Origin of the sequence: Curtobacterium sp. A7_M15 (assembly GCF_030705415.1) — a bacterium.
Taxonomy (GTDB): Bacteria; Actinomycetota; Actinomycetes; order Actinomycetales; family Microbacteriaceae; genus Curtobacterium.
This window is the reverse complement of the sequence record NZ_JAUZED010000020.1, coordinates 17459-41905: the sequence shown is the minus strand read 5'-3', so window position 1 is coordinate 41905 and position 24447 is coordinate 17459. Positions and strand designations below refer to the sequence as shown.

General features: G+C 70.9%; 18 protein-coding genes. 15 read left to right on the top strand and 3 right to left on the bottom strand.

What is annotated here, in order from left to right; all coding sequences use genetic code 11:
• Positions 1 to 38: 38 nt before the first annotated feature.
• The gene (locus Q7F20_RS06015) at positions 39 to 1928 is read right to left on the bottom strand and encodes a glycoside hydrolase family 15 protein (RefSeq protein WP_305739207.1); all 1890 of its coding nucleotides are present in this window, start codon (positions 1926 to 1928) and stop codon (positions 39 to 41) included.
• A 55-nt stretch (positions 1929 to 1983) separates the two neighbouring features.
• Positions 1984 to 3048, bottom strand: a complete 1065-nt coding sequence (locus Q7F20_RS06010) for an App1 family protein (protein ID WP_305739206.1) — start codon at positions 3046 to 3048, stop codon at positions 1984 to 1986.
• A gap of 143 nt (positions 3049 to 3191) precedes the next feature.
• Between Q7F20_RS06010 and Q7F20_RS06005 the strand changes: the two genes are divergently transcribed.
• The 13 genes from Q7F20_RS06005 to holA all read left to right on the top strand — a co-directional run bounded on the left by Q7F20_RS06005 (position 3192) and on the right by holA (position 20310).
• Positions 3192 to 3839: a TetR/AcrR family transcriptional regulator gene (locus Q7F20_RS06005; RefSeq protein ID WP_305739205.1), complete on the top strand. Its 648-nt coding sequence runs from the start codon at positions 3192 to 3194 to the stop codon at positions 3837 to 3839.
• 192 nt (positions 3840 to 4031) lie between these two features.
• Positions 4032 to 4901 (top strand): ABC transporter ATP-binding protein, encoded by an 870-nt coding sequence (locus Q7F20_RS06000; RefSeq protein ID WP_305739204.1) that lies wholly within the window; start codon positions 4032 to 4034, stop codon positions 4899 to 4901.
• Positions 4898 to 5620, top strand: coding sequence for an ABC transporter permease (locus tag Q7F20_RS05995; RefSeq protein ID WP_305739203.1), 723 nt, complete (start codon positions 4898 to 4900; stop codon positions 5618 to 5620). The genes Q7F20_RS06000 and Q7F20_RS05995 overlap by 4 nt, the downstream gene beginning before the upstream one ends.
• Positions 5617 to 6357: an ABC transporter permease gene (locus Q7F20_RS05990; RefSeq protein ID WP_305739202.1), complete on the top strand. Its 741-nt coding sequence runs from the start codon at positions 5617 to 5619 to the stop codon at positions 6355 to 6357. The genes Q7F20_RS05995 and Q7F20_RS05990 overlap by 4 nt, the downstream gene beginning before the upstream one ends.
• Positions 6354 to 7289: an ABC transporter substrate-binding protein gene (locus Q7F20_RS05985; protein WP_305739201.1), complete on the top strand. Its 936-nt coding sequence runs from the start codon at positions 6354 to 6356 to the stop codon at positions 7287 to 7289. Before Q7F20_RS05990 ends, Q7F20_RS05985 begins: the two co-directional genes overlap by 4 nt.
• 281 nt (positions 7290 to 7570) lie before the next feature.
• Positions 7571 to 8983, top strand: a complete 1413-nt coding sequence (locus Q7F20_RS05980; protein ID WP_305739200.1) for a cytochrome ubiquinol oxidase subunit I — start codon at positions 7571 to 7573, stop codon at positions 8981 to 8983.
• Between the two features lie 16 nt (positions 8984 to 8999).
• Entirely contained in the window at positions 9000 to 10004 is a 1005-nt protein-coding gene (gene cydB, locus Q7F20_RS05975) for a cytochrome d ubiquinol oxidase subunit II (RefSeq protein WP_305739199.1), read from the top strand.
• An 11-nt stretch (positions 10005 to 10015) separates the two neighbouring features.
• On the top strand, positions 10016 to 11662 hold the full coding sequence (gene cydD / locus Q7F20_RS05970; RefSeq protein ID WP_305739198.1) for a thiol reductant ABC exporter subunit CydD: 1647 nt from the start codon (positions 10016 to 10018) through the stop codon (positions 11660 to 11662).
• Positions 11659 to 13347, top strand: coding sequence for a thiol reductant ABC exporter subunit CydC (gene cydC / locus Q7F20_RS05965; protein ID WP_305739197.1), 1689 nt, complete (start codon positions 11659 to 11661; stop codon positions 13345 to 13347). Before cydD ends, cydC begins: the two co-directional genes overlap by 4 nt.
• A 68-nt stretch (positions 13348 to 13415) precedes the next feature.
• On the top strand, positions 13416 to 16013 hold the full coding sequence (gene leuS, locus Q7F20_RS05960) for a leucine--tRNA ligase (RefSeq protein WP_370871628.1): 2598 nt from the start codon (positions 13416 to 13418) through the stop codon (positions 16011 to 16013).
• Positions 16014 to 16274: 261 nt separating this feature from the next.
• Positions 16275 to 16946 (top strand): helix-hairpin-helix domain-containing protein, encoded by a 672-nt coding sequence (locus Q7F20_RS05955; RefSeq protein WP_305739195.1) that lies wholly within the window; start codon positions 16275 to 16277, stop codon positions 16944 to 16946.
• 11 nt (positions 16947 to 16957) lie between these two features.
• Complete coding sequence (locus Q7F20_RS05950; protein ID WP_305739194.1) at positions 16958 to 19375, top strand: ComEC/Rec2 family competence protein; 2418 nt, start codon at positions 16958 to 16960, stop codon at positions 19373 to 19375.
• Positions 19291 to 20310 (top strand): DNA polymerase III subunit delta, encoded by a 1020-nt coding sequence (gene holA, locus Q7F20_RS05945; RefSeq protein ID WP_305739193.1) that lies wholly within the window; start codon positions 19291 to 19293, stop codon positions 20308 to 20310. Before Q7F20_RS05950 ends, holA begins: the two co-directional genes overlap by 85 nt.
• A 498-nt stretch (positions 20311 to 20808) precedes the next feature.
• Here holA and rpsT read toward each other — a convergent pair whose 3' ends face one another.
• Entirely contained in the window at positions 20809 to 21069 is a 261-nt protein-coding gene (rpsT, locus tag Q7F20_RS05940) for a 30S ribosomal protein S20 (protein WP_175350503.1), read from the bottom strand.
• Between the two features lie 191 nt (positions 21070 to 21260).
• Between rpsT and Q7F20_RS05935 the strand changes: the two genes are divergently transcribed.
• Together Q7F20_RS05935 and lepA are read left to right on the top strand one after the other, a co-directional pair.
• Entirely contained in the window at positions 21261 to 22436 is a 1176-nt protein-coding gene (locus Q7F20_RS05935) for a pyridoxal phosphate-dependent aminotransferase (RefSeq protein WP_305739192.1), read from the top strand.
• 157 nt (positions 22437 to 22593) lie between these two features.
• Positions 22594 to 24441, top strand: a complete 1848-nt coding sequence (lepA, locus tag Q7F20_RS05930; RefSeq protein ID WP_305739191.1) for a translation elongation factor 4 — start codon at positions 22594 to 22596, stop codon at positions 24439 to 24441.
• Positions 24442 to 24447: the final 6 nt, after the last annotated feature.

Below are 24447 nucleotides of genomic sequence, written 5' to 3'. Positions count from 1 at the left end.
ACCGTGCCTCCCGTCCGACAGTGGTGGCGACCACTGCGTCAGGCGGGACTGCCCGCCCGCTCGCCTTCCCCGGTCCACGAGCGGGTGCCGCCGTCGTGGACGGCGAGTCGCGTCCGGTGGCCGGCCGCCGTGCCGCGCGCACGCGCGATCGCGTCCGCGGCGGACACGAGCGTGAGGTGCGACAGCGCCTGCGGGGTGTTCCCGATGTGGTGCCCGGTGGCGACGTCGATCTCCTCGGAGAGCATCCCGACGTCGTTCGCGTAGCCGACGAGCACGTCCATCAGCCGCTCGGCGTCCTCGACGCGCCCGGATGCGGCGTACTGCTCGACGAGCCAGAACGAGCACGCGAGGAACGGGTGCTCGCTGCCGGAGAGGCCGTCGAAGCCCGACGAGGTGCGGTACCGGAGCACGAGCCCGTCGTCGCCGGTCCGGAGGTCCTGCTCGATCGCGGCGACGGTCCCCGTCATCCGCGGGTCATCGGGCTTCACGTACCCGATCTGCGGCAGGACGAGCAGGCTGGCGTCCACCTCGTCGGTGTCGTAGTGCTGGCGGTAGCTGCCCCGCTCCGCGTTCCATCCGTGCTCCTCGATCTCGGCGCGCACCTCGTCGCGGAGCCGCCGCCAGCGGTCGACGGGGCCCTCGAGACCGAACTCCTCGACGGCGGCGACACCCCGGTCGAAGGCTGCCCAGATCATGGCGCGTGAGTGCGTGAAGTGCCGCCGGGGGCCGCGCATCTCCCAGATGCCATTGTCCGGCTCCTGCCAGTGCTCCTCGACGTAGCCGAGCAGGGCGCGTTGGAGCGCCCAGGAGTCCGCGTTCTCCTCGACCCCGAGCTCCCGTGCGTCGTGGAGCGCCGCGAGGACCTCACCGAACACGTCCCCCTGGTACTGCGTGTAGGCGCCGTTGCCGACGCGCACCGGGGTCGAGTGCGCGTACCCCGGCAGGTTCTCGAGCGTGCGCTCCGGGAGCTCCCGCTCGCCGGCGACGCCGTACATGATCTGGACGTCCGCCGGGTCACCCGCGATCGCCCGCAGGAGCCAGCCGCGCCAGTGCGTCGCCTCGTCGCGGTACCCGTGGGCGATGAGCGATGCCAGCGCGAGCGAGGCGTCACGGAGCCAGACGTACCGGTAGTCCCAGTTCCGTTCCCCGCCCGGGTCCTCGGGCAGGCTCGTGGTCGCGGCGGCGACCACTCCGCCCGTCTCCGCGTGGGTCATCGCGCGGAGCAGGAGGAGCGAGCGTCGGGTGGCGTCGACGTACCGGCCGTGGGTGCGCACCGGCGCCATCCAGTCCTCCCACCACCGTGTCGTGCGGCGCAGGGCCTCGGTGACGTCCAACGGCGTCGGCGGTTCCCGGTGCGAGGGGTACCAGGTCAGGACGGTGTCGACCACCTCACCGTCGCGGACGGTCGTCGTCGCGGTGTGGCTGTGGCCGCGGGCGTGGAAGCGGGGTCCGCGGACGATCACCGAGCCGGGGCCCGCCGTGGCCAGCAGCGCCGGGTCCTCGTCACCACCGATCTGCCGGACCCAGGGGAGCGCGCGAGCGTAGTCGAACCGGACGGTGAGGACCTGCTCCACCTCGACGGAGCCACGGAGGCCCCGGACGCGCCGGACGATGGACGCCCGATGGGCACCGATCGGCATGAAGTCGGTGACCTCGACCACGCCCGTGCTCGTCGTCCAGACCGTCGAGAGCACGAGGGAGTCACCGACGTACCGACGGTGCGACGTCGCGTCGGGGTCGGACGGACGCAGTGACCAGCCGCCGTGCTCCGCCGACCCGAGCAGGGCGGCGAACGTGGACGGGCTGTCGAAGCGGGGCAGGCACGCCCAGTCGACGGTGCCGTCGCGCCCGACGAGCGCGGCGGTGTAGGTGTCGCCGATCAGCGCGTGGTCCTCGATGCGGTTGGTCGGTGTGTCAGCCGGGCTCATGGGCTGATCCAACCACCGCCTGCTCGGGAGCAGGGGGTGGTCGCTGAGGGATGGCTCAGGCCGGGTCGTCCGGGTCGGCACGGGTGATGCCGACCCGCGCCAGCTCGGACCACATGCCGGCGCCGTCCGGTGCGTAGACCCAGGGCGCGGAGGACTCGCGCGAGCGCTCCTGGGCACGGGAGCGTCCACCGGCGAGGACCGCCTCGCTGGTGGAGAGCTGTCGGATGGCGACGCCGGCGACGTTCTCGGGGTGGGCACGGGCGAACTCGCCGTAGAGCGACTCGTCGTGCTGCCCGTCGTCGCCGACGAGGAGCCACTGCACGTCCGGGAAGTCCTGGGCGAGCCGTTCGAGGTTCTGCTGCTTGTGCAGCTGGCCGCTCCGGAAGAACCGGTCGTGCGTGGGACCCCAGTCGGTGAGCAGCAGGGTGCCGGAGGGGTAGAGGTTCCGGCTGAGGAAGCGCTGCAGTGTCGGCGCGACGTTCCAGGCGCCCGTGGAGAGGTAGACCGTCGGGGCGCCGGGGTGCTGCGCGAGGACCCGCTCGTAGAGCACGGACATGCCCGGGACGGGCCGGCGTGCGTGCTCCGTGAGCACGAACGAGTTCCACGCGGCGAGCATCGGGCGGGGGAGCGAGGTCACCATCACGGTGTCGTCGATGTCCGACAGCAACCCGAACCGGGTGTCCGGGTGCACGATGAAGACGTCCGCCTCGACGTCACGCATGCCCCCGGCGGACAGCTTGATCGTCCGCCACCCGGGCTCGAGGTCGATCGGCACGATGGTGTCGACCACACCGCCCCGGTCGGACTGCACCACGTGTGAGGTGCCGCCCGCGGTGATCGTGACCTCGGCGTCGTCGACCGCGACGCTCGTGAAGCTCCGCCAGCCGCGGACTCCGTAGAAGGAGGCGTCGGAGGCGAGTCCGCGACGCGTGAGGAGGACCCGGCAGAGGACCCGGACCCATCCGGGCGCGCCGTAGCCGGTGTACGGGATGACGGTGGGCACCAGACCGCGGCGGCGCGCCCGCTGCTCACGGAACTCCTGGACGGCGTCCTCGATGCGGGCCGCCCGGTGCAGGATCGGCTCGGCCAACGACGGCTCGTGGGGCGTCGGGTCGGGCATCGTTCCATCATTCCACGTCGCACCCGGCACACGTACGCACTCACACGTGTCCTGGGAGAGTCGCAGCGATATTCCAGCCGGTCTCTGCGACAGTTGGTCCGTCACACCCACATGACCGCGCTGTCGGCGCAAGAGGAGAACACGTGCTCGTCACCGAGGTATCGAACGCACTGCCGGGGGGATCATCACTGCTCAGGAACGAGCCGGTCCAAGCCCGCAGTTCGGCGCGCCTCGCCGGCCTCCTCGACGCCGCCGCCGCGGTGATCGACGAGATCGGGTTCGAGCGCCTGACCACCGCGATGGTGGCCGAGCGGGCCGGGGCCTCCATCGGCACCGTCTACCGCTACTTCCCGGACCGGATAGCCGTGGTCGAGGCGCTGGCGATCCGCAGCACCCAGCGCCTGGCCGAGCGGTTCGTCACCGCGCTCGACACGAGCGGCGCGACGACCTGGCAGGCCGCCTGCGACGCGCTCATCGACGTCACCGCCGAGATGTACCGCACCGAGCCGGGCTTCCGGGCGATCCGCTTCGGCGACGCGGCGGACACCGGCACCGGGGACGCCGAAGACCGGATGGCCGCGCTGGGGAGCGCTGTGGCCCAGATCATGCACGAGCGGTACGGGGTGCCGACGGGGGAGCGCATCGAGCGCACGTGGGTCGTCCTCGCCGAGTCCGCGCACGCCGTCCTCGCCCGGGCGCACCGCGACCCCGCGAACCCCGACTCCGCGTTGATCGAGGAGTACCGGACGATGAGCCGGGCGCACCTCGAAGCGGTGATCGCCGCCTCCTGACACGCCGAGCGGCAATCCGACGACGCCCGTCCTCCGAACAGGAGAGACGGGCGTCGTGGCGTCCGGACGCTGCGCGCGCTGTCCGAGCCCGCGCTGTCCGGGACACGACACACGTCGTCACGGCCGAACGGGTGTCGTACCCGACGGGTACTCTCACTCGGAGTCGGGCTACCTCCGAACAGAAGGGCACCCATGATCGAGTTCCGCTCGGTGCGCAAGACCTACCCGGACGGCACCAACGCGGTCGACGACTTCAGCCTCGTCATCCCCTCGAGGACCACGACGGTCTTCGTCGGGTCGAGCGGCTGCGGCAAGACCACACTGCTCCGGATGATCAACCGCATGGTCGACCCCAGCGCCGGTGCCGTCGAGATCGACGGGGAGGACGTCGCGGGCGTCGACCCGGTCAAGCTCCGCCGGAGCATCGGCTACGTGATGCAGAACGCCGGGCTGCTGCCGCACCGCAGGGTCGCCGACAACATCGCGACCGTGCCGCTGCTGACGGGCGTCCCGAGGGCGGACGCACGCCGACGCGCCCTCGAACTCATGGACACGGTCGGCCTCGACCGTTCGCTCGCGAACCGGTACCCCTCGCAGCTCTCCGGTGGCCAGCAGCAGCGTGTCGGCGTCGCCCGCGGACTCGCGGTCGACCCGAACATCCTCCTCATGGACGAGCCCTTCGGTGCGGTCGACCCCCTCGTGCGGAACGACCTGCAGGACGAGCTCATCCGGCTGCAGCGCGAGCTCGGCAAGACCGTGGTGTTCGTCACGCACGACATCGACGAGGCCTTCAAGCTCGGCGACCAGGTCGTGATCCTCAAGAAGGGCGGCGAGATCGCCCAGCTCGGCACCCCGGCCGAGATCCTCGCCGAGCCGGCCGACGACTTCGTCGCGAACTTCATCGGCGCCGGCCGCGGCCGTCGTGCGCTCCGCGTCGAGCAGACCCCCACCGGGCCGATCGTCGTCGACGGCGAGGGACGGGCCGCCGGCGTGCTCACCGGCCCCGTGCAGGTCGTGGACGCGGCCGAGGCCGTTCCGCAGGAGCGACGGGGCGACGCGTGAACTGGGTCCTCGGCAACACGGACACGATCAGCGACAACCTGATCGCGCACGTCTGGCTGGCGATCCCGCCGATCGTGATCAGCTTCCTGTTGTCCGTCCCGATCGGCCTGCTCGTGTCGCGCCTGCGGAAGCGGAGCGGCGCGGCCCGGGGGACCGCCTCGACGATCGTCGTCGTCGCGAGCCTGCTGTACACGATCCCCGCCCTGCCCCTCTTCCTGGTGCTCCCCGCGATCATCGGCACGAGCACCCTCGACCCGGTGAACGTCGTGATCGCGATGACCATCTTCGGCGTGGCCCTGATGGCCCGGTCCGCCGCCGACGCCATCGACGCGGTCGACCAGGACGTGGTCGGCGCATCCGAGGCGCTCGGGTACTCACCCGCGCAACGGTTCTTCCGGGTCGAGCTGCCGCTCGCCGGCCCGGTCCTGCTCGCCGGCATCCGGGTGGTGTCGGTGTCCACGATCAGCCTGATCACGGTCGGTGCGCTCATCGGCGTGCCGAACCTCGGGTTCCTGCTCACCGACGGCCTCAAGCGCGGCATCAGCGCCGAGATCGTCACCGGCATCGTCCTGACCATCGTCCTCGCGCTCGTGTTCGACGCGCTGCTCGTCGCGGCCGGTCGTCTCGCGATGCCGTGGACACGGGGGAGCGGTCGGAACGCCCGCGCCGTCCGTCGCCGCGCCGCCGACGACGTCCGAGCGAACGAGGTGTCCGCATGAACCTCTTCGCCCAGGGCATCGCCTGGATCTTCGACCCGGCCAACAACACGGGGTCGAACGCCATCGGCATCCGGTTGTGGGAGCACGTCTGGATCACGCTGCTCGCCGTCGCGATCGCGGTCGCGATCGCCGTGCCGGTCGGGCTGCTGATCGGGCACACCGGCAAGGGGCGCTCGATCGCGGTGGGCGTCTCGGGCGGCATCCGAGCCCTGCCGACGCTCGGCGTCCTGACGCTGCTCGCGCTCTCGATCGGGCTGGGTCTCGGTGCGCCGCTCATCGCCCTCGTCATCCTCGCGATCCCGTCGGTCCTCGCCGGTGCCTACTCCGGCGTCGAGGCGATCGACCGCGTCGTGGTCGACGCCGCCAGGGCCCAGGGGATGACCGGGTGGCAGATCCTCGGCAAGGTCGAGATCCCGCTCGCCCTGCCGCTCATCGTCGGCGGCATCCGCGCCGCCGTCCTGCAGGTCGTCGCCACCGCGACCCTGGTCGGCTACATCAACGCCGGCGGGCTCGGCGGCTACGCCTTCTCCGGCATCGCCAACTCGGACTACGCGGAGGTGCTCGGCGGTTCCCTCCTGGTGATCGCCCTCGCCATCGCGTTCGAGATCGTCTTCGCCGCGCTGCAGCGGCTCGCCGTCCCCGCGGGTGTCTCCGCCGGGGCAGCGCGTCTGTCGCGTCGGAGCACCCGCAGCTCAGCACCACGAGCATCAACCCCTGTGGAAGGAACCCACCCGTGATCACAGCAACGACCCGGCGTCTCGCCGCGACCATCGCCGTCGCGTCCGCGGCCGCCATCGCCCTCGCGGGCTGCTCGTCGAGCGACCCGCTCTCGTCCGGCTCCGGCGGCGGGGACTCCAAGACCATCGTCGTCGGCTCGCAGGCGTACCCGTCGAACGAGATCATCGCGGAGCTCTACGCGCAGGAGCTCGAGCACGAGGGCTTCACCGTCACGAAGAAGCTCAACATCGGTCAGCGCAAGGCGTACTGGCCCGAGGTCGCGAAGGGGAGCATCAACGTCTTCCCGGAGTACAACGGCAACCTGCTGAACTTCCTCCTGCAGGAGGACGGCAAGTCCACCACGACCGAGACCACCACGGACGGCATCAACAACGCGCTGGACTCGGCGCTGCCGTCGGACGTCAAGGCGCTGCCGTCGGCCGACGCCTCGGACGCCGACACCTACACGGTGACGCAGGCGACCGCGGACAAGTACGGCCTGAAGTCGATCGCCGACCTCTCGAAGATCGGCGGGACGATCTCGATCGCCGCCAACCCCGAGTTCGCGACGGCCGCGTACGGTCCGAAGGGGCTCAAGGAGAAGTACGGCATCACCGGCGAGGTCAACCAGCAGAACGACTCCGGTGGCCCCCTGACGATCAAGGCCATCCAGGACGGTGACTCGCAGGTCGCGGACATCTACTCCGCCAGCGCCTCGATCAAGACCGAGAAGCTGGTCACGCTCGAGGACCCCAAGCACCTCGTGCCGGCGAACAACGTGACCCCGATCGTGTCGAAGGACCTCGACTCGAAGGCGGCCGACGCCATCGAGAAGGTGAACAAGCTCCTCACGACCGACGCGCTCATCGAGCTCAACCGTCAGAACTCGGTCGACCAGAAGTCGGCGGCCTCGGTCGCGAAGGCGTTCCTGCAGGACAACGACCTGCTGTAACGGCCGATCAGCACAAAACGACAGGTGTCGGGCAACAGCCCGGCACCTGTCGTCGTTTCCAGCGCTGCAGTCCGCGCTGCCGTGCGCACCGTTGTTCCGCACGGTTGTGCCGTGCAGTTCTCCTGCACATTCGTGCACTGAGGGTTCTACAACTTGTCGAACCGTGTGTCCGGGAGGTAACGTGATGGTGTCCCAACGGCCAGTGACAGCAGAAGTTCCCCTCCACAGGAAGCAACTGACGTGCACCAACAGCGCGCGGCGAACCGGCTCGGAAACGCCGCATGAACGACATCCTCGATCCGCTCCTCCTGTCGCGGTGGCAGTTCGGTCTGACGACGATCTACCACTTCCTCTTCGTCCCGTTGACGATCGGCATGGCCGTCGTCGTGGCCGTGTTCCAGACGACCTGGTACCGGACGGGGCGCGCGCACTACCTCCAGCTGACCCGGTTCTTCGGGCGCATCTTCCTCATCAACTTCGCGATGGGCGTCGTGACGGGGATCGTGCAGGAGTTCCAGTTCGGCATGAACTGGTCGAACTACTCCCGGTTCGTCGGTGACGTGTTCGGTGCCCCGCTCGCGCTCGAGGGCATCCTCGCGTTCTTCTTCGAGGCGGCGTTCATCGGCATCTGGATCTTCGGGTGGGACCGCCTGCCGAAGGGCCTGCACCTCGCGAGCATCTGGTGCGTCAGCGCCGGCACGATCATGTCGGCGTACTTCATCATCGCCGCGAACGCGTTCATGCAGCACCCGGTGGGCTTCTCCATGAACGAGGCCAAGGGGCGCGCGGAGCTCACGGACATCTGGGCCGTGCTCGGCAACAAGGTCGCGCTGGCCGCCTTCCCGCACACCCTCTTCGCGTGCTTCATGGTCGCCGCCGCGGTGATCATCTCGGTCGCCGCCTACCACCTGGCGCGCAACCAGAACCTCGAGACGATGATGCCGGCGCTCAAGTTCGGCATGTGGACGATGCTGGCCGCGGGGGCGCTCACGGTGCTCACCGGCGACCAGCTCGGCCTCACGATGGTCGATACCCAGCCGATGAAGATGGCCGCTGCCGAGGCGCTGTACAACACCGCCACGGGCAAGGACGCCTCGTTCTCGATCTTCACGCTCGGCACCCCGGACGGTGTGCACGAACTCTTCTCCATCCGCGTGCCCTACCTGCTCTCGTTCCTCTCCACGCACACCTTCAACGGCACGGTCGAGGGCATCAACGACCTGCAGGCCGAGTACTCGCAGGTCTACGGGCCCGGCGACTACAAGCCGATCATCTGGGTGACCTACTGGTCGTTCCGCTGGATGATCGCCCTCGGGGTCGGCGCGGTGATGGTCTCGCTCGCCGGGCTCTGGCTGACCCGCAAGGGCCGGTTCCCGACCAAGCGGTGGGTGTGGCGCATCGCCACCTGGACGGTCCCGCTGCCGATGGCCGCGATGATCGTCGGCTGGATCTTCACCGAGATGGGCCGCCAGCCGTGGCTCGTGTTCGGGCTGCTCAAGACGAGCGACGGCGTCTCGCCGAACGTCACCGGGGTCGAGGTCCTCATCTCGCTCATCGTGTTCACGCTCATCTACGGCTCCCTGGCGGTGGTCGAGTTCCGGCTCATCAAGAAGGTCGCGCAAGAGGGCCCCGCCGCCCCGGCGGAGGTCGACGAGGAGACCGGCGAGGTCAAGCACGAAGTGACGGTGTACTAGGAATGGACGCAGTCTGATGGATCTCCCCGTTCTCTGGTTCGCGATCGTCGGCGTCTTCTTCGTCGGCTACTTCGTCCTCGACGGATTCGACTTCGGCGTCGGCATGTCCCTGCCGTTCCTCGGCAAGGACGACACCGACCGTCGGGTCCTGATCAACACGATCGGCCCGGTGTGGGACCTCAACGAGACCTGGGTCATCGTGGCGGGCGCCTGCCTGTTCGCGGCGTTCCCGGAGTGGTACGCCACGATGTTCTCCGGCTTCTACCTGGCGCTGCTGCTCATCCTCGCGGCGCTCATCGCCCGCGGCGTCTCGTTCGAGTACCGGCACCAGAACAAGCACCTCGAGTGGAAGCGCCGTTTCGACCTCATGATCATCGTCGGCAGCGCCGTGCCGTCGTTCCTCTGGGGCGTCGCGTTCGGCAACGTGGTCCGGGGCATCCCCATGGACGCCGGCCACAACTACACCGGCACGCTGTTCGACCTGCTCAACCCCTTCGCGCTGCTCACCGGCGTGGCGACGCTCCTGGTCTTCTTCACGCACGGTGTCGTCTTCGTGGCGCTCAAGACCGAGGGTGAGATCCGAGCGAGGGCGAAGCGCCTCGCGACCCGGGCCGGCGTCCTGACGATCGTCGTCGGTGCCGCGTTCCTGGTCTGGATGGCGTTCGTGCGGTCGACCCCGACGTCGATCGTCCTGTCGGTGGTCGCCGCACTCGCCCTCGTCCTCGCGGTGCTCTGCAACGCGTGGGGCAAGGAGGGCCGGGCCTTCACGCTCATGGCGGTCACCATCGCGTCGATCGTCCTCGCGATGTTCACCGCGATCTTCCCGGACGTGATGCCGGCGACGAACGACCCGGCGAACAGCCTGAACGTGTACAACGCCTCGAGCGGCTCGTACACGCTGTCGGTGATGAGCTGGGTGGCGCTGATCTTCGTGCCCCTGGTGTTCGCCTACCAGGCGTGGACGTACTGGATCTTCCGCAAGCGCGTGTCCCGGGCCCACGTGACCCAGGCAGCGCACTAGGCGGTGCGACGGTGAAGCCGCTCGACCCGCGCCTGCTGCGGCTGTCGCGGACGGCTCGCGGCTTCATCGTCGCGGCCGCCGGCACCGGCCTCCTCCGCACGCTCGCCACCATCGCGATCGCGTGGGGGATCGCCGCCGCGGTCACCCTCGGCGTGGACGCCGTCCGTGACGGCAGCGTCCCGGACGCCCTCACCCCGACGCTCGCGCTCCTCGGTGCGGCGTTCGTCGTCCGGGCCGTGGCCGCCTGGGCCACCGACGACCTCGCCGCACGTGCGGCGGCGACGGTGAAGAGCGAGCTGCGGGCGACGGTCCTGGCCCGCGCTGCCGAACGCGGACCCTCGTGGCTCGCGGAGCGCTCGAGCGCGGCCTTCGCGACCACGCTCGGACCCGGGCTCGACGCCCTCGACGCCTACTTCGGCCGGTACCTGCCGCAACTCGCACTCACCGCCGTCGCGACGCCGGTGCTGCTCGTCGCGATCGGGCTCGGCGACCTGACCAGCGGCCTCATCGTGCTCTGCGCGCTGCCGGTGATCCCGGTGTTCATGATCCTGATCGGCCTCGCGACCCAGGCTCTCCAGCGGAAGCAGTCGGACGCCCTCGCGCGGCTCGGCGGTGCGTTCACCGAGGCCGTCGAGGGTCTCGCGACGCTCAAGGTCTTCGGCCGCGCACGGCGTCAGGTCGGTCGCATCGCCACGGTCACCGACGAGTACCGCCGGGGCACCGTCGGGGTGCTGCGCCTGTCGTTCGTGAGCGGGTTCGCGCTCGAGCTCGCCGCGAGCCTGTCCGTCGCGCTGGTCGCGGTGTCGATCGGCATCCGGCTGGTGGACGGCTCGCTCGGGCTCGGCGCCGCGATGTTCGTGCTCGTCCTCGCGCCCGAGGCCTTCGCCCCGATCCGCCAGGTCGGCGCCGACTTCCACGCGGCACAGGACGGCGTCGAGGCCTCGACCGCCGTGCTCGACGTCCTGGACGACACGACGGCACCGGTGCACGAGCCGGACGCCGTCCCCGCCGCCGACCACCTGGTGCTCGACGGGGTCACGGTCCGCCGCCCGGACGTCGTGATCGGACCGCTCGACCTCACCGCCGGACCGGGCACGGTCGTCGTCCTCGCCGGCCCCAGCGGCTCCGGCAAGTCCAGCCTCATCGCCGCGATCCGCGGCGAGCTGCCCCACGACGGTGCCGTGACCGTACCGGGCCACGCCAGCACGGTCGCCGAGCGCACGACCTGGGCCGACCAGCGCCCCCGTCTCGTCCGCGGCACGATCGCCGAGAACGTCGCGCTCAGCGCGACCCCCGACGAACCGGCGGTCCGCGCCGCCCTCGGCGAGGCGGGGCTGGGACTCGACCCGCGCCTCCAGGTCGGTTCCGGCGGCAGCGGCCTGTCCGGCGGCCAGGCGCAGCGCGTCGCGGTGGCGCGGGCGCTGTACCGGGCGCGGCGCTCCGGGTCGCGGCTCGTCCTGCTCGACGAACCGACGTCCGCGCTGGACGCCGACGCCGAGGCGCACGTCGTCTCGACGCTCCGCCGGCTCGCCGACGACGGCGCCGTCGTCGTCGTCGCGAGCCACCGACCAGCGGTCGTCCGGGAGGCGGACGTCCGCGTCGACGTCCACCCGGGCGGCACGGTCACGGTCACCCAGGTGGACGGGGTGCGGGCATGACCCGGGAGGCGCGACCCGCCTCCGTCCTCCGGCTCGCGATGCCGCACGGGGCCGGTTGGGCGAAGGCGGTCGCCGCCGGTGCGCTCAGTGCGGTCTGCGCCGTCGCGCTCCTCGCCGCGAGCGGCTACCTCATCACGCGCGCTGCCGAGCACCCGCCGATCCTGTACCTGACGCTCGTGATGGTGGGCGTGCGCGCGTTCGCCCTCGGTCGCGCGGCACTGCGCTACGTCGACCGCCTCGCCGGGCACGACGCCTCGTTCCGGCAGCTCGCGGTCGTGCGCACCGAGATGTACCGCCGGCTGTCGTCGGTCGCTCCCGCCGGACTGGGGTCAACGGGTCGAGGCGACCTCCTCACGCGGCTCGTGACGGACACCGACCGGCTGCAGGACCTGCCCATCCGGGTCGTCGGCCCGCTCGTCTCGGCCGGGGTGGCCGCGCTGCTCTCGGTCGTCGCCGTCGCCCTCGTGTCGGTGCCGGCGGCCCTCGTGCTGCTCGTCGCCCTCGCCGTCGCCGCGCTGCTCGGGTCCGTCGTGACGCTCTCGATCGCACGGCGGTCCGACGCGCAGACCGCGGCCGATCGCGGCCACGTCGCCGACCTCGTGCTCGACACGGTCCGGACCCTCGACGTCTTCGCGGCGTACGGCATGCTCGACGAACGGCTCGACCACATCGCCCGGCTCGACGCCGGTGTGACCGCGGCGGTGCGGCGCCGGGGGACGGTCGAGTCGCTCGTGGGTGCCCTGGTCGGTCTCGTCGGCGGGGGCGCGGTCGTCGGGATCCTGGCCGTCGGGGCGCCCGCGGTCGTCACCGGCGCGCTCGACGGACCGCTCTGGGCCCTCGCGGTGTTCGTGCCGCTCGCCCTGTTCGAGGTCGTCGGCGGGGTCCCGCTCGCGGTACTGACGCTGCGCCGGGTCCGCGCCGCGGCCGACCGGGTGGAGCGGGTCGTCCCGGCAGGAGTGCCGGCGGGCATCGTTGCCGAGCCGGAGGCGGACGCGGATCCCGCCACGCTCGTCGTCGACGGGCCCGTCGCAGTCTCGCTCCGGGACCTGTCGGTGCGCTGGCCCGGAGCCGAGGTCGCCGCGGTCGACCGCGTGTCGCTGGACCTCCACCCCGGCGAGGTCGTCGTCCTCGAGGGCCCGAGCGGCGCGGGCAAGTCGACGCTCGTGGACGCACTCGTGCGGTTCGTCGACCACGAGGGCTCGTACACCCTCGACGGCGTCGAGGCGAAGGACATGCACCCCGATGCCGTCCGTGCCCGCGTCGGGCTGATCGAGCAGGACCCGTTCGTGTTCGACCAGTCGGTGCGGCAGAACCTGCTGTTCGCCCGGGACACCGCGACCGACGCGGACCTGCTCGCGGTGCTCGACCGGGTCGGGCTCGCGGCGTGGGTGGACCGGCGCGGTGGGCTCGACGCCGGCGTGGGGGAGCGCGGCGCGCTCGTGTCGGGCGGGCAGGCGCATCGTCTCGCGCTCGCCCGGGCACTCCTGCACGCCTTCCCGGTGCTCGTGCTCGACGAGCCGACGGCCGACATCGACCCGGACCTGGGCGACGCCGTGCTGCGCGACCTGGTCGGGGCGGCGCGACAGGACGGCAGGACGGTCGTCATCGTGTCGCACGTGCCGGTGCCGGCGGACCTCGTCGACCGGACGCTGCGGATGCGCGACGGGCGGCTCGCGGCGGTCTGAGCCAACCACCTGTCGGCAGTGGGGCCACGTCGGTGCGGTGATCCGTGCCTCCAGGCCTTATATCCTTGATGACCGGAGCGCGTCCGACGGACGTGATCCGTGCCTCCAGACTGAATGAGAGTTCCGTGACCACCGAGCCGTACCCCGAGGACCCGAACGCCTACGACTTCCGTCGTCTGCAGGAGAAGTGGCAGCCGCGCTGGGAGGAACTCGGGCTCTTCACGACCGACCTCGACGACACGCGTCCGCGGAAGTACATCCTCGAGATGTTCCCGTACCCGTCCGGCGACCTGCACATGGGGCACGCCGAGAACTGGGCGCTCGGCGACTTCGTGGCGCGGTACTGGCGGCAGCAGGGCTTCAACGTGCTGCACCCGATCGGCTGGGACTCGTTCGGGCTGCCGGCCGAGAACGCGGCGATCAAGCGCGGGGTCGACCCCAAGGACTGGACCTACGCGAACATCGAGCAGCAGAAGGCGTCGTTCAAGCGCTACGCGCCGTCGTTCGACTGGACCACCGAGATCCACACCTCGGACCCCGAGTACTACAAGTGGAACCAGTGGCTGTTCCTCAAGATGTACGAGAAGGGCCTGGCGTACCGCAAGGACAGCTGGGTCAACTGGGACCCGGTGGACCAGACCGTGCTCGCGAACGAGCAGGTGCTGCCCGACGGCACCTCGGACCGATCCGGTGCCGTCGTCGTCAAGAAGAAGCTGACGCAGTGGTACTTCAAGATCACGGAGTACGCGGACCGGCTGCTCGACGACCTCAACCAGCTCGAGGGACGGTGGCCGGCGAAGGTCATCGCGCAGCAGCGGAACTGGATCGGCCGTTCCGTCGGCGCCGACGTCGACTTCGTGATCGAGGGGCGCGACGAGCCCGTCACGGTGTTCACCACCCGTCCGGACACGATCCACGGGGTGACGTTCCTGGTCGTGGCGCCGGACTCGGACCTGGCCGCTTCGCTGGTTTCCGCTGCTCCTGATGACGTTCGTGCGGCGTTCGACGAGTACCTGGTCGCCACGCAGAAGACGTCGGAGATCGACCGGCAGAACGCCGACCGCCCGAAGACCGGCGTGCCGCTCGGCCGCTTCGCGATCCACCCGCTGACGGGGGAGCGCCTGCCGATCTGGGCCGCCGACTACGTGCTGGCCGACTACGGCCACGGCGCGGTCATGGCTGTGCCCGCGCACGACCAGCGCGACCTCGACTTCGCGCGGGCGTTCGACCTGCCCGTCCGCGTGGTCGTCGACACGAACGCCGCGGTGACCGGGGCGATCCCGGTGATCACCGAGGACACGGAACTGCCGTCACTCGATCCGTTCGCGACCGGCGAGGCGCTCACCGGCCAGGGGCGGATGATCAACTCCGGGCCGCTCGACGGGATGTCGAAGCAGCACGCGATCAGCGCCGCCATCACGCTCCTCGAGGAACGCGGCACCGGTCGCGCCGCGAAGACCTACCGCCTGCGGGACTGGCTCATCTCGCGTCAGCGGTTCTGGGGCACCCCGATCCCGATCATCCACGGCGCCGACGGCTCCGAGCACCCGGTGCCGCTGGACCAGCTGCCGGTGCGCCTGCCCGACACCGAGGGACTCGACCTCAAGCCGAAGGGCACCTCGCCGCTCGGTGGTGCCACCGACTGGGTGAACGTGCCGAACCCCGTGGACGGCACTCCCGCGCTCCGCGACACCGACACGATGGACACGTTCGTCGACTCGTCGTGGTACTTCCTGCGCTTCCTGGCGGCGAACGACGACACGCAGGCGTTCGACCCCGCGGTCGCCCGCAAGTGGGCGCCGGTCGACCAGTACATCGGCGGCATCGAGCACGCGATCCTGCACCTGCTGTACGCGCGGTTCGTGACCAAGGTGCTGTTCGACCTCGGCTACCTCGACTTCACCGAGCCCTTCTCGGCGCTGCTCAACCAGGGCATGGTGCTGTCCGGCGGCTCGAAGATGTCGAAGTCGAAGGGCGGGGTCTCGCTCGGTGACGAGCTCGACGCGAACGGTGTCGACGCCATCCGCCTGGTGATGGGCTTCGCCGGCCCGCCGGAGGACGACATCAACTGGGAGGACGTCTCGCCGTCCGCCTCGGCCCGCTTCCTCGCTCGTGCCTACCGGCTGGCGCTCGACGTCACGTCGTCGCCCGACGTCGTCTGGGCGGACGGCGACCGGGCGCTGCGCCAGGTCACCCACCGGTTCCTGGCCGATGCGCCGGGGATGATGGAGTCGTTCAAGTTCAACGTCGTGATCGCGCGGCTCATGGACCTCGTGAACGTCACCCGCAAGGCGATCGACAACGGTCCGGGCGCGGGGGACCCCGCCGTCCGTGAGGCCGTCGAGACCATCGCGCTCGGCCTGAGCGTCTTCGCGCCGTACACCGGCGAGGAAATGTGGGAGAAGCTGGGCTACGAGGCGACCGTCGCCACGTACGGTTGGCGGAAGGCCGATCCGACGCTGCTCGTGCAGGAGTCGCTCACCGCGGTCGTGCAGGTCAACGGCAAGGTCCGGGACTCGTTCGAGGTGTCGAAGTCGATCGACCCCGCGGAGCTCGAGGCGCTCGCGCGGGCTTCGGCCAACGTGCAGCGGTACATCGGGGATCGCGAGATCGTGAAGGTGATCGTGCGGGCGCCGAAGCTCGTGAACATCGCGATCAAGGGGTAGCGTTCCTCGTCGGCCGCCGCTTCGTCCTCCACAGGTGGGGACGGCGGGTGGTCGTCCACTGATCGTCGCTGCGGGGCCCGGCCGGGTGGTCGGGTTCCGTAGCGTGCGGGTATGTCGTCTGGGTCGTCTGGGTCGTCTGGGTCGTCTGGGTCTGGGTCTGGGTCTGGGTCTGGGCCGTCTTCCGCGTCGGGGCCGGAGTCGGGCGGTGCGTCCGTTCGGTCGTGGGCGCCCGGGTTCGCGTTGTCGCCGAGGGCCGCGGTCGTGTTGGCGGCGCTCGTCGTCGTGGTCGCTGTGGTCGTCGTGGCGGTCGGGTCGTGGACGGGCTCTTCCTCGTCGTCGTCCTCGTCGTCGGGCGGTGGCGGTGACCTGTCGGTGGCGGGTGGGCCGTCCGCGCCGCCGTCCCCGTCGTCGTCCCCGTCAGCAGCCACGCTCGTGGTCGTGCACGTCGTCGGGGCGGTGGGACGGCCGGGGATCGTGACGCTGCCCGGGGGAAGCCGTGTGTCCGACGCTGTCGAGCGTGCCGGGGGTCCTCGTGGCGACGCCGACCTGGCGCGGCTGAACCTCGCGCGGGTTCTGGTGGACGGCGAGCGGTTGTACGTGCCCGCGGTGGGGGAGACGGACGTCCCGGAGCCGCTCGACGGTGGTGCCGGGGTGGCAGGAGCGGCCGGGGGTGGTGGCGGGTCTGTCAGCGGTGGAACCGGTGCCGGGGGCGCGGCCGGTGGGGCCGGGTCGGCCGGTGACGCCGTCGTCGACCTCAACACAGCAGACCAGCGCCTGCTCGAGACACTCCCCGGCATCGGGCCGTCACTCGCGGGCCGGATCCTCGCGTGGCGCGACGAGCACGGACGCTTCACTGCCGTCGAGGACCTGCTCGACGTCAGCGGCATCGGTGACGTCCGGTTCGCGGAACTGCGCGACCGGGTGCGGGTCTGAGCGGGGCGGCGATGGCCGTCGACCTCGCTCCCGGCATGCGGGACCTGCGGGTGGCCGGTCCGGCGACGGCCGCGTGGGCCTGTGCCGCGGTGCTGATCGGGGTTCCCGGGAGCGCCGGGTGGGTCGTCCTCGCCGGAGCGGCCGTCACCTGCGCCGGCATCGTGTGGCTCGCGGTCGGCCGCCCACGACCGGTCTCGGGCATCGCGGCGCTCGTCGTGGCGTCGAGTGCGTTCTGCACGGTGGTGGCGGTCGCGGTGGTGGTCGGTGACGCCCGGCGGAGTCCGGTCGTGCTCGACGGGGCCGGACCGGTCACCGTCGAGATCGTGCTCGACCGCGACCTCGCGCCGGGTGACCGGTCGGTCGTCGGGACCCTGGAGCGCGCAGCGGAGACCGGGGGACTGCGCGTGCCGGTGCGGCTCGTCCCCGGCGCGGACGGGCATGCGCCGCTCGCCGCGGGGAGCCGTCTCGTCGGGGTGGCCACGCTCGAAGCCGACGACACGGGGAGTGCGACGTCGTTCGTCGCGTTCGTACGCGGAGTCGTCCGGACCGAACCGCCGACGGGACTCCTCGCGACGACCGACCGGGCCCGGCAGGCGTTCGTGTCGGTGAGCGAGTCGCTGCCGGAGCCCGGCGCCTCGCTGCTGCGCGGTCTGGCGATCGGAGACCGGAGCGGGCTCGACCCGGCGACCGAGGCGGCGATGGAGACCTCGGCGCTCACCCACCTCACCGCGGTGTCCGGCGCGAACTGCGCCGTGATCGTGGGACTCGTGGTGGTGCTGGGACGCGTCGTCGGTCTGCCACGGGCAGCACGGGCGGTGGTGGCGATCGCGCTCCTGCTGGCGTTCGTCGTGCTGGTCCGGCCGGACCCCTCGATCGTGCGGGCGACGGTGATGGCGGTGGTGGTCCTCGTGGTCCACCTCGCCGGCCGTCCGGTGCGCGGCGTCCCGCTGATCGCCCTCGCCGTGGTCGGGATGCTGGTCGTCGACCCCTGGTACGCGCGGTCGTTCGCGTTCGCCCTGTCGGTGCTCGCGACGAGTGGGATCGTGGTCCTCGGTCCGCCGCTGACCGCGCTGTTCGCGCGCCGGTTGTGGACGCCGGTGGCGGCCGCGCTCGCGGTCCCGGTCGCAGCGCAGCTCGCGTGCTGGCCGGTCACGATCCCGTTGTCGGCGACGTTCCCGACGTACGCGATCCCCGCCAACCTGCTGACCGAACCGCTCGCGCCGATCGTCACCGTCGTGGGACTCGCAGCCTGCCTGACCGCACCGGTGTGGCCGTGGGGCAGCACGGTGCTCTCCGCCGTCGCATGGGTACCCGCCAGCGCCATCGGAGGCATCGCGCACGGTACGGCTGCACTGCCGTACGCCTCGGTGCCCTGGCCCGCCGGGATCGTCGGCGTCGGCGCCGCCGCCGTCGTGAGCGGCTTGGTCGCGGTCGCCGTCTTCACGCCTCCGACGGCACGCTCACGGCTGCTGCTCGCCGCCTGCACCGTCACGGCGATCGGGATCGTGTGCGTCGCCGTACCGCGATTCGTCGTGCGCGCCGGGCTGCCGGGCGACTGGGCCGTCGCCGCGTGCGACGTGGGACAGGGGGATGCCGTGGTCCTCCGCGGCGGGAACGGTGTCGCGTTGGTCGACGTCGGCGATGCTCCGGAGCGACTCAGCGCCTGTCTGGACCTCCTCGGCATCGGCAGGATCGACCTGCTCGTGCTGACCCACTTCGACCGGGACCACGTCGGTGCGGTCGCAGCGGTCGCGGACCGCGTGACGACCGCGCTCGTCGGTCCGACTGGACGACCCGAGGACGAGCGTGTCCTCGAAGAGCTCGTCGAGGCGGGCATCGAGGTGGGGACGGCCGACGACACGACGACGGGGACGCTCGGGCCGCTGCGCTGGCGGGTGCTGTGGCCGCGAGCGGGTGCGCGGGACGCAGGCAACGATGCGAGCCTCGTCTTCCGCACGGAGCCCGGCCCGGGGTGCACGTCCTGCGTGGCCGGACTGTTCTTGGGTGACCTGGGCGAGGCCGCGCAGCGCCGATTCCGGGGTGCCCTGGCCGGGCCCGAGGCCGCGACCGGCGTCGAGGTCGTCAAGGTCGCGCACCACGGCTCGGCGGACCAGGACCCGGTCCTCTACCGCGAGACCGCTGCGGCGGTGGGCCTCATCGGTGTCGGTGCGGACAACACGTACGGCCACCCGACGAGCTCCGCCCTGGACATGCTCGAGGCCGCGGGGACCCGGGCCTACCGGACGGACCGACAGGGGACGGTCGTCGTCGGACGGGACGGACCCGACGCACTGCGGGTGTGGACCGAGCGTTCGGCGTCACCGGTCGCCCGTAGGATCGAGGCATGGCCGCCAAGAAGCCCGTCCGCGCCGCAGCGAAGATCGACCAGGTGCCCTGGTCGGGGATCCGTCCTGCGCCGGTGGTGCTGATCACGGGGCCGGAGACCTTCCTCGCCGAACGAGCGAGCAGCGTCCTGCGCGACCTGCTCGTGGGTGAAGACCCTGCGCTCGAGGTGCACGACCTCGAGGCCGACCAGTACGCGCCGGGCCTGCTCGCGACGCTGGCGAGCCCCTCCCTGTTCGGCGAGCCCAGGCTGGTCCGGGTCACCAACGTCGAGAAGTGCACCGACGCGTTCATCACCGAGACGATCTCGTACCTCGGCGCTCCGGCGGACGACGTCACGCTCGTCCTGCGCCACGGTGGGGGAGTGCGCGGCAAGAAGCTGCTCGACACGATCCGAAGCGGTGTCGGCGGGGGCGTCGAGGTGCAGTGCGACGAGCTCAAGCGCGAGACCGACCGGATCGACTTCGTCAACGCGGAGTTCCGCGCCGCTCGACGCAAGATCGCACCCTCGGCGGTGCGCACCCTCGTCGCAGCGTTCGCAGACGACCTGGCGGAGCTCGCGGCCGCGTGTCGGCAGCTCCTCGTGGACGAGGCTGCGGAGATCACCGACAAGGTCGTCGACAAGTACTACGGCGGCCGTGTCGAGACGAACGCGTTCAAGGTCGCGGACATCGCGCTCGCCGGGCGATCGGCGCCGGCCATCGTCGAGCTGCGGCACGCGCTGTCCACCGGCGAGGCCCCGGTGCCGATCGTGGCGGCGTTCGCGTCGAAGATCCGCACGATGGCGAAGGTCAGCGCCTTCCGTGGGCCGAGCGGTCAGGCTGCCTCCGCGCTCGGGATGGCGCCGTGGCAGGTGCAGCGGGCGCAGCGCGACATCGCCGGGTGGAGCGAGTCCGGGCTCGCGAACGCGATCATCAGCATCGCCGAGGCCGACACCGCGGTGAAGGGCGGCTCCCGCGATGCGCACTACGCGCTCGAGGTCATGGTCCGGACGATCGCGCGGCGCGGCGAGGTGCGCTGACCCCTTCCGGCTGATGACTCCCGGCTGGCGAGGTCACGTCGGGTGAAGTCACATCGGTCGAGGTCGAGGTCGAGGTCGAGGTCGAGGTCGAGGTCGAGGTCGAGGTCGAGGTCGCACGACACTCCGCGCGCTGTCCGTCGAGGTCGCACGAACTGCCGCGCGAGCCACCTGCCAGCAGCACGTTGTGCGACCTCGAGGAACGGGCATCACGGACGGTCCGCTCGGGCCTCGTGTGCCCGGGCGTCGGTGAGCCGGGTTGCGCGTCGAAGGGGCAGGACACGCCGCTGGCTTTCGCCGAGGGGGCAGAACGTGTCGTTCCGAGGCGCCGAGCGGGACGTATTTCGCCCGCTCGCGAGCGCCCGCCGCCCACCCGCCCGCCGCCCACCCGCCGCCGCCCGCCCGCCCACGCAGAAGCCCCCGCCCACACAGAAGCCCCCGCACACGCAAAAGGCCCCGCACCGAACGGTGCGGGGCCTTCCGACCAGAAGGGTCAGTGCGTCAGAGCGCAGCGACCTTCTTCGCGATGGCCGACTTGCGGTTCGCGGCCTGGTTCTTGTGGATGACGCCCTTGCTCACGGCCTTGTCGAGCTTCTTCGACGCGAGGGTCAGGGCCGCGACGGCCTTGTCCTTGTCGCCCGCGACGACGGCCTCGTTCGTGTGACGGATGACCGTCTTGAGCTCCGACCGGTAGGCCTTGTTGCGCTCCTGGGCCTTGAGGTTGGTCTTGATGCGCTTCATCTGCGACTTGATGTTCGCCATGCGTGTTGCTCCTTGTTCGTCTCTACGGGTGGTCGCGACCGCTGGGTAGAGGGGCCCTTGGTCGCATCGCGTTCCACCCGTGGGCGGGGAACGCGGAAGCCAGCCACCAACATTACCAGGCCCGAGCGTCTGGACCAAAGCACCGAAACGCCGAAACCGTGCCGCAACAACGGTTCGCTACCGTGACGAGCATGCCATCGCTCGCGCCCCGCATCGAGACCGTCCCCGCCTCCGGCATCCGCCGGGTGTACGAGCAAGCAGCACGCATGCAGGCCGAGCAGGCAGCGGCCACGGACATCGCGATGCTCGTCATCGGCGAACCGGACGTCCCCGTGGCCGCGCACATCGGCGAAGCAGCCCGGCGCGCCTGGACCGAGGACCGCACCGACTACACGCCGAACGGCGGCGTCGCCCCGCTGCGCGAGGCCATCCGCGAGAAGCTCCGTCGCGAGAACCGGATCGAGGTCGACGTCGAGCAGATCTGGATGACGATCGGCGCGACCCAGGCGCTCTTCCAGGCGATGACCCTCGTGCTGAGCCCCGGCGACGAGGTCCTGGTGCCGGACCCCGGCTACACGACCTTCACGATGAACGCCCACATCATCGGTGCCACCCCGGTGCCGTACCGGCTCGAGCCGCAGCACGGGTTCGAGCCCGACCTGCAGGCCCTCGAGGCGAGCATCACCGAGCGGACCCGCGCCCTCGTCGTGAACTCCCCGTCGAACCCGCTCGGTTCGGTGTTCGGCGAGCAGACGCTCCGGGACCTGCTCGACCTGGCGAAACGGCACGACCTCTGGGTGATCAGCGACGAGGTCTACGAGTACTTCACCTACGGCACCCGGCACGTCAGCCTGGCGAGCCTCGACGAGGACGACCGTGTCTTCACCGCGTTCTCGTTGAGCAAGACCTACGCGATGACCGGAGTCCGTGTCGGGTACCTCGTCACGCCGAAGGGGCTCGGCCCGACCATGCGCACCACCCAGGAGGCGATGATCAGCTGCGTCGCCGAACCCGACCAGTGGGCGGCCCTCGCGGCGATCGTGGGCGACCACTCCGCCGTGCAGGACGCCCGCGAGCACTACCGTGCCAACCTCGGCGTCGCCAAGGAGGTGCTCGACGCCGCGGGCATCCGCTACCTCGACCCGCGCGGCGCCTTCTACCTGTGGATCGACATGTCCCACGCCACGCAGGGTGACGTCGCCGAGTGGGCGCTCGACTTCCTGCAGCGGGAGCGGGTCGCCGTGGCGCCGGGGAGCGCGTTCGGTCGGACCGGCGAGGGCTGGATCCGGGTTTGCCTCGCGGCGACGCCGGCGGACCTGCGCCGCGGCCTGGGTGCACTGCCAGCGCCGGTCGCGGCGACCGTCTGACGGACGGGAGGCGCGGTGCGGGCCCGACCCGCGCCTCCCGTCGTTCCTCCACAGCGTCCAGTGCGTCGCCCGCGTTCCACAGGTCGCCAGCGCTTGCGCGATGTCGGCCGGCGGACGTGGGACAATCGTTCGACCGTCCGACCCACCCCGAGGAACCGTGAGCCCACAAGCATCCGCGCCGCTCGAGCCCGCCTCGACCCCGGCCGACGCGATCCGCAACTTCTGCATCATCGCGCACATCGACCACGGCAAGTCCACGCTGGCCGACCGCATGCTGCAGATCACCGGCATCGTCGAGGACCGCGCCATGCGTGCGCAGTACCTCGACCGCATGGACATCGAGCGCGAGCGCGGCATCACGATCAAGTCCCAGGCGGTGCGCATGCCGTGGGAGCTCGACGGGCAGACGTACGCCCTGAACATGATCGACACGCCCGGTCACGTCGACTTCTCGTACGAGGTCTCGCGGTCCCTCGCGGCGTGCGAGGGCGCGATCCTCCTGGTCGACGCCGCGCAGGGCATCGAGGCGCAGACGCTCGCGAACCTCTACCTGGCGCTCGAGAACGACCTCGAGATCATCCCCGTGCTCAACAAGATCGACCTGCCGGCGGCCGACCCCGACAAGTACGCGGCCGAGCTCGCGCAGCTGATCGGTGGCAAGCCCGAGGACGTGCTCCGGGTGTCCGGCAAGACCGGAGTCGGCGTGCCGGAACTCCTCGACCGCGTGGTCGGGACGGTCCCTGCTCCCGTCGGCGACGTGGACGCTGCACCCCGTGCGATGATCTTCGACTCGGTCTACGACAGCTACCGCGGCGTCGTGACGTACGTCCGCATGGTGGACGGCACGATCCACCCGCGCGAGAAGATCCAGATGATGTCGACGAAGTCGACGCACGAGATCCTCGAGATCGGCGTGTCCAGCCCCGAGCCGAAACCGACCAAGGGGCTGAGCGTCGGCGAGGTCGGCTACCTCATCACCGGGGTGAAGGACGTCCGCCAGTCGAAGGTGGGCGACACGGTCACCACGGCGCAGAAGCCCGCGACCGAGCCGCTCGCCGGCTACACCGACCCGAAGCCGATGGTGTTCTCGGGCCTGTACCCGATCGACGGCTCCGACTACCCCGACCTGCGCGAGGCCCTCGACAAGCTCAAGCTGTCCGACGCCGCCCTCGTGTACGAACCCGAGACGTCGGTGGCGCTCGGCTTCGGCTTCCGCTGCGGCTTCCTCGGCCTGCTCCACCTCGAGATCATCACCGAGCGCCTGTCGCGCGAGTTCGGGCTCGACCTCATCACGACGGCCCCGAGCGTGATCTACGAGGTCACCAACGAGGACAACACCGTGACCGAGGTCACGAACCCGTCCGAGTTCCCCGGCGGTCGCATCGTCGAGGTCCGCGAGCCGATGGTCCGCGCGGCCATCCTCGCGCCGAAGGACTACGTCGGCGCGATCATGGAGCTGTGTCAGTCGCGCCGCGGATCGCTGCTCGGCATGGAGTACCTCGGCGAGGACCGCGTCGAGATCCGGTACGAGATGCCCCTCGGCGAGATCGTCTTCGACTTCTTCGACCAGCTCAAGAGCAAGACGCAGGGCTACGCCTCGCTCGACTACGAGCCCACGGGCGACCAGGCGGCCGACCTCGTGAAGGTCGACATCCTGCTGCAGGGCGAGCAGGTCGACGCGTTCAGCGCGATCGTCCACCGCGACAAGGCCTACGCGTACGGCACGCTCATGACCGAGCGGCTGCGCAAGCTCATCCCGCGCCAGCAGTTCGAGGTGCCGATCCAGGCCGCGATCGGCGCCCGCATCATCGCGCGCGAGAGCATCCGGGCGATGCGCAAGGACGTCCTCGCGAAGTGCTACGGCGGTGACATCACCCGGAAGCGCAAGCTGCTCGAGAAGCAGAAGGAGGGCAAGAAGCGCATGAAGATGGTGGGTCGCGTCGAGGTCCCGCAGGAAGCCTTCATCGCAGCGCTCTCCGGGGACGTCGAAGAGAAGAAGAAGTAGCGGCTC

What these genes read in the sequence shown, in the direction of transcription:
- Q7F20_RS05980 (WP_305739200.1), top strand. Translation starts at nt 7,571, where the DNA reads ATGAACGACATCCTCGATCCGCTCCTCCTGTCGCGGTGGCAGTTCGGT.
- Q7F20_RS06010 (WP_305739206.1), bottom strand. Translation starts at nt 3,048, where the DNA reads ATGCCCGACCCGACGCCCCACGAGCCGTCGTTGGCCGAGCCGATCCTG.
- Q7F20_RS05990 (WP_305739202.1), top strand. Translation starts at nt 5,617, where the DNA reads ATGAACCTCTTCGCCCAGGGCATCGCCTGGATCTTCGACCCGGCCAAC.
- cydB (WP_305739199.1), top strand. Translation starts at nt 9,000, where the DNA reads ATGGATCTCCCCGTTCTCTGGTTCGCGATCGTCGGCGTCTTCTTCGTC.
- cydC (WP_305739197.1), top strand. Translation starts at nt 11,659, where the DNA reads ATGACCCGGGAGGCGCGACCCGCCTCCGTCCTCCGGCTCGCGATGCCG.
- Q7F20_RS06015 (WP_305739207.1), bottom strand. Translation starts at nt 1,928, where the DNA reads ATGAGCCCGGCTGACACACCGACCAACCGCATCGAGGACCACGCGCTG.
- Q7F20_RS05935 (WP_305739192.1), top strand. Translation starts at nt 21,261, where the DNA reads ATGCCATCGCTCGCGCCCCGCATCGAGACCGTCCCCGCCTCCGGCATC.
- holA (WP_305739193.1), top strand. Translation starts at nt 19,291, where the DNA reads ATGGCCGCCAAGAAGCCCGTCCGCGCCGCAGCGAAGATCGACCAGGTG.
- Q7F20_RS05950 (WP_305739194.1), top strand. Translation starts at nt 16,958, where the DNA reads ATGGCCGTCGACCTCGCTCCCGGCATGCGGGACCTGCGGGTGGCCGGT.
- leuS (WP_370871628.1), top strand. Translation starts at nt 13,416, where the DNA reads ATGACCGGAGCGCGTCCGACGGACGTGATCCGTGCCTCCAGACTGAAT.
- Q7F20_RS06000 (WP_305739204.1), top strand. Translation starts at nt 4,032, where the DNA reads ATGATCGAGTTCCGCTCGGTGCGCAAGACCTACCCGGACGGCACCAAC.
- rpsT (WP_175350503.1), bottom strand. Translation starts at nt 21,069, where the DNA reads ATGGCGAACATCAAGTCGCAGATGAAGCGCATCAAGACCAACCTCAAG.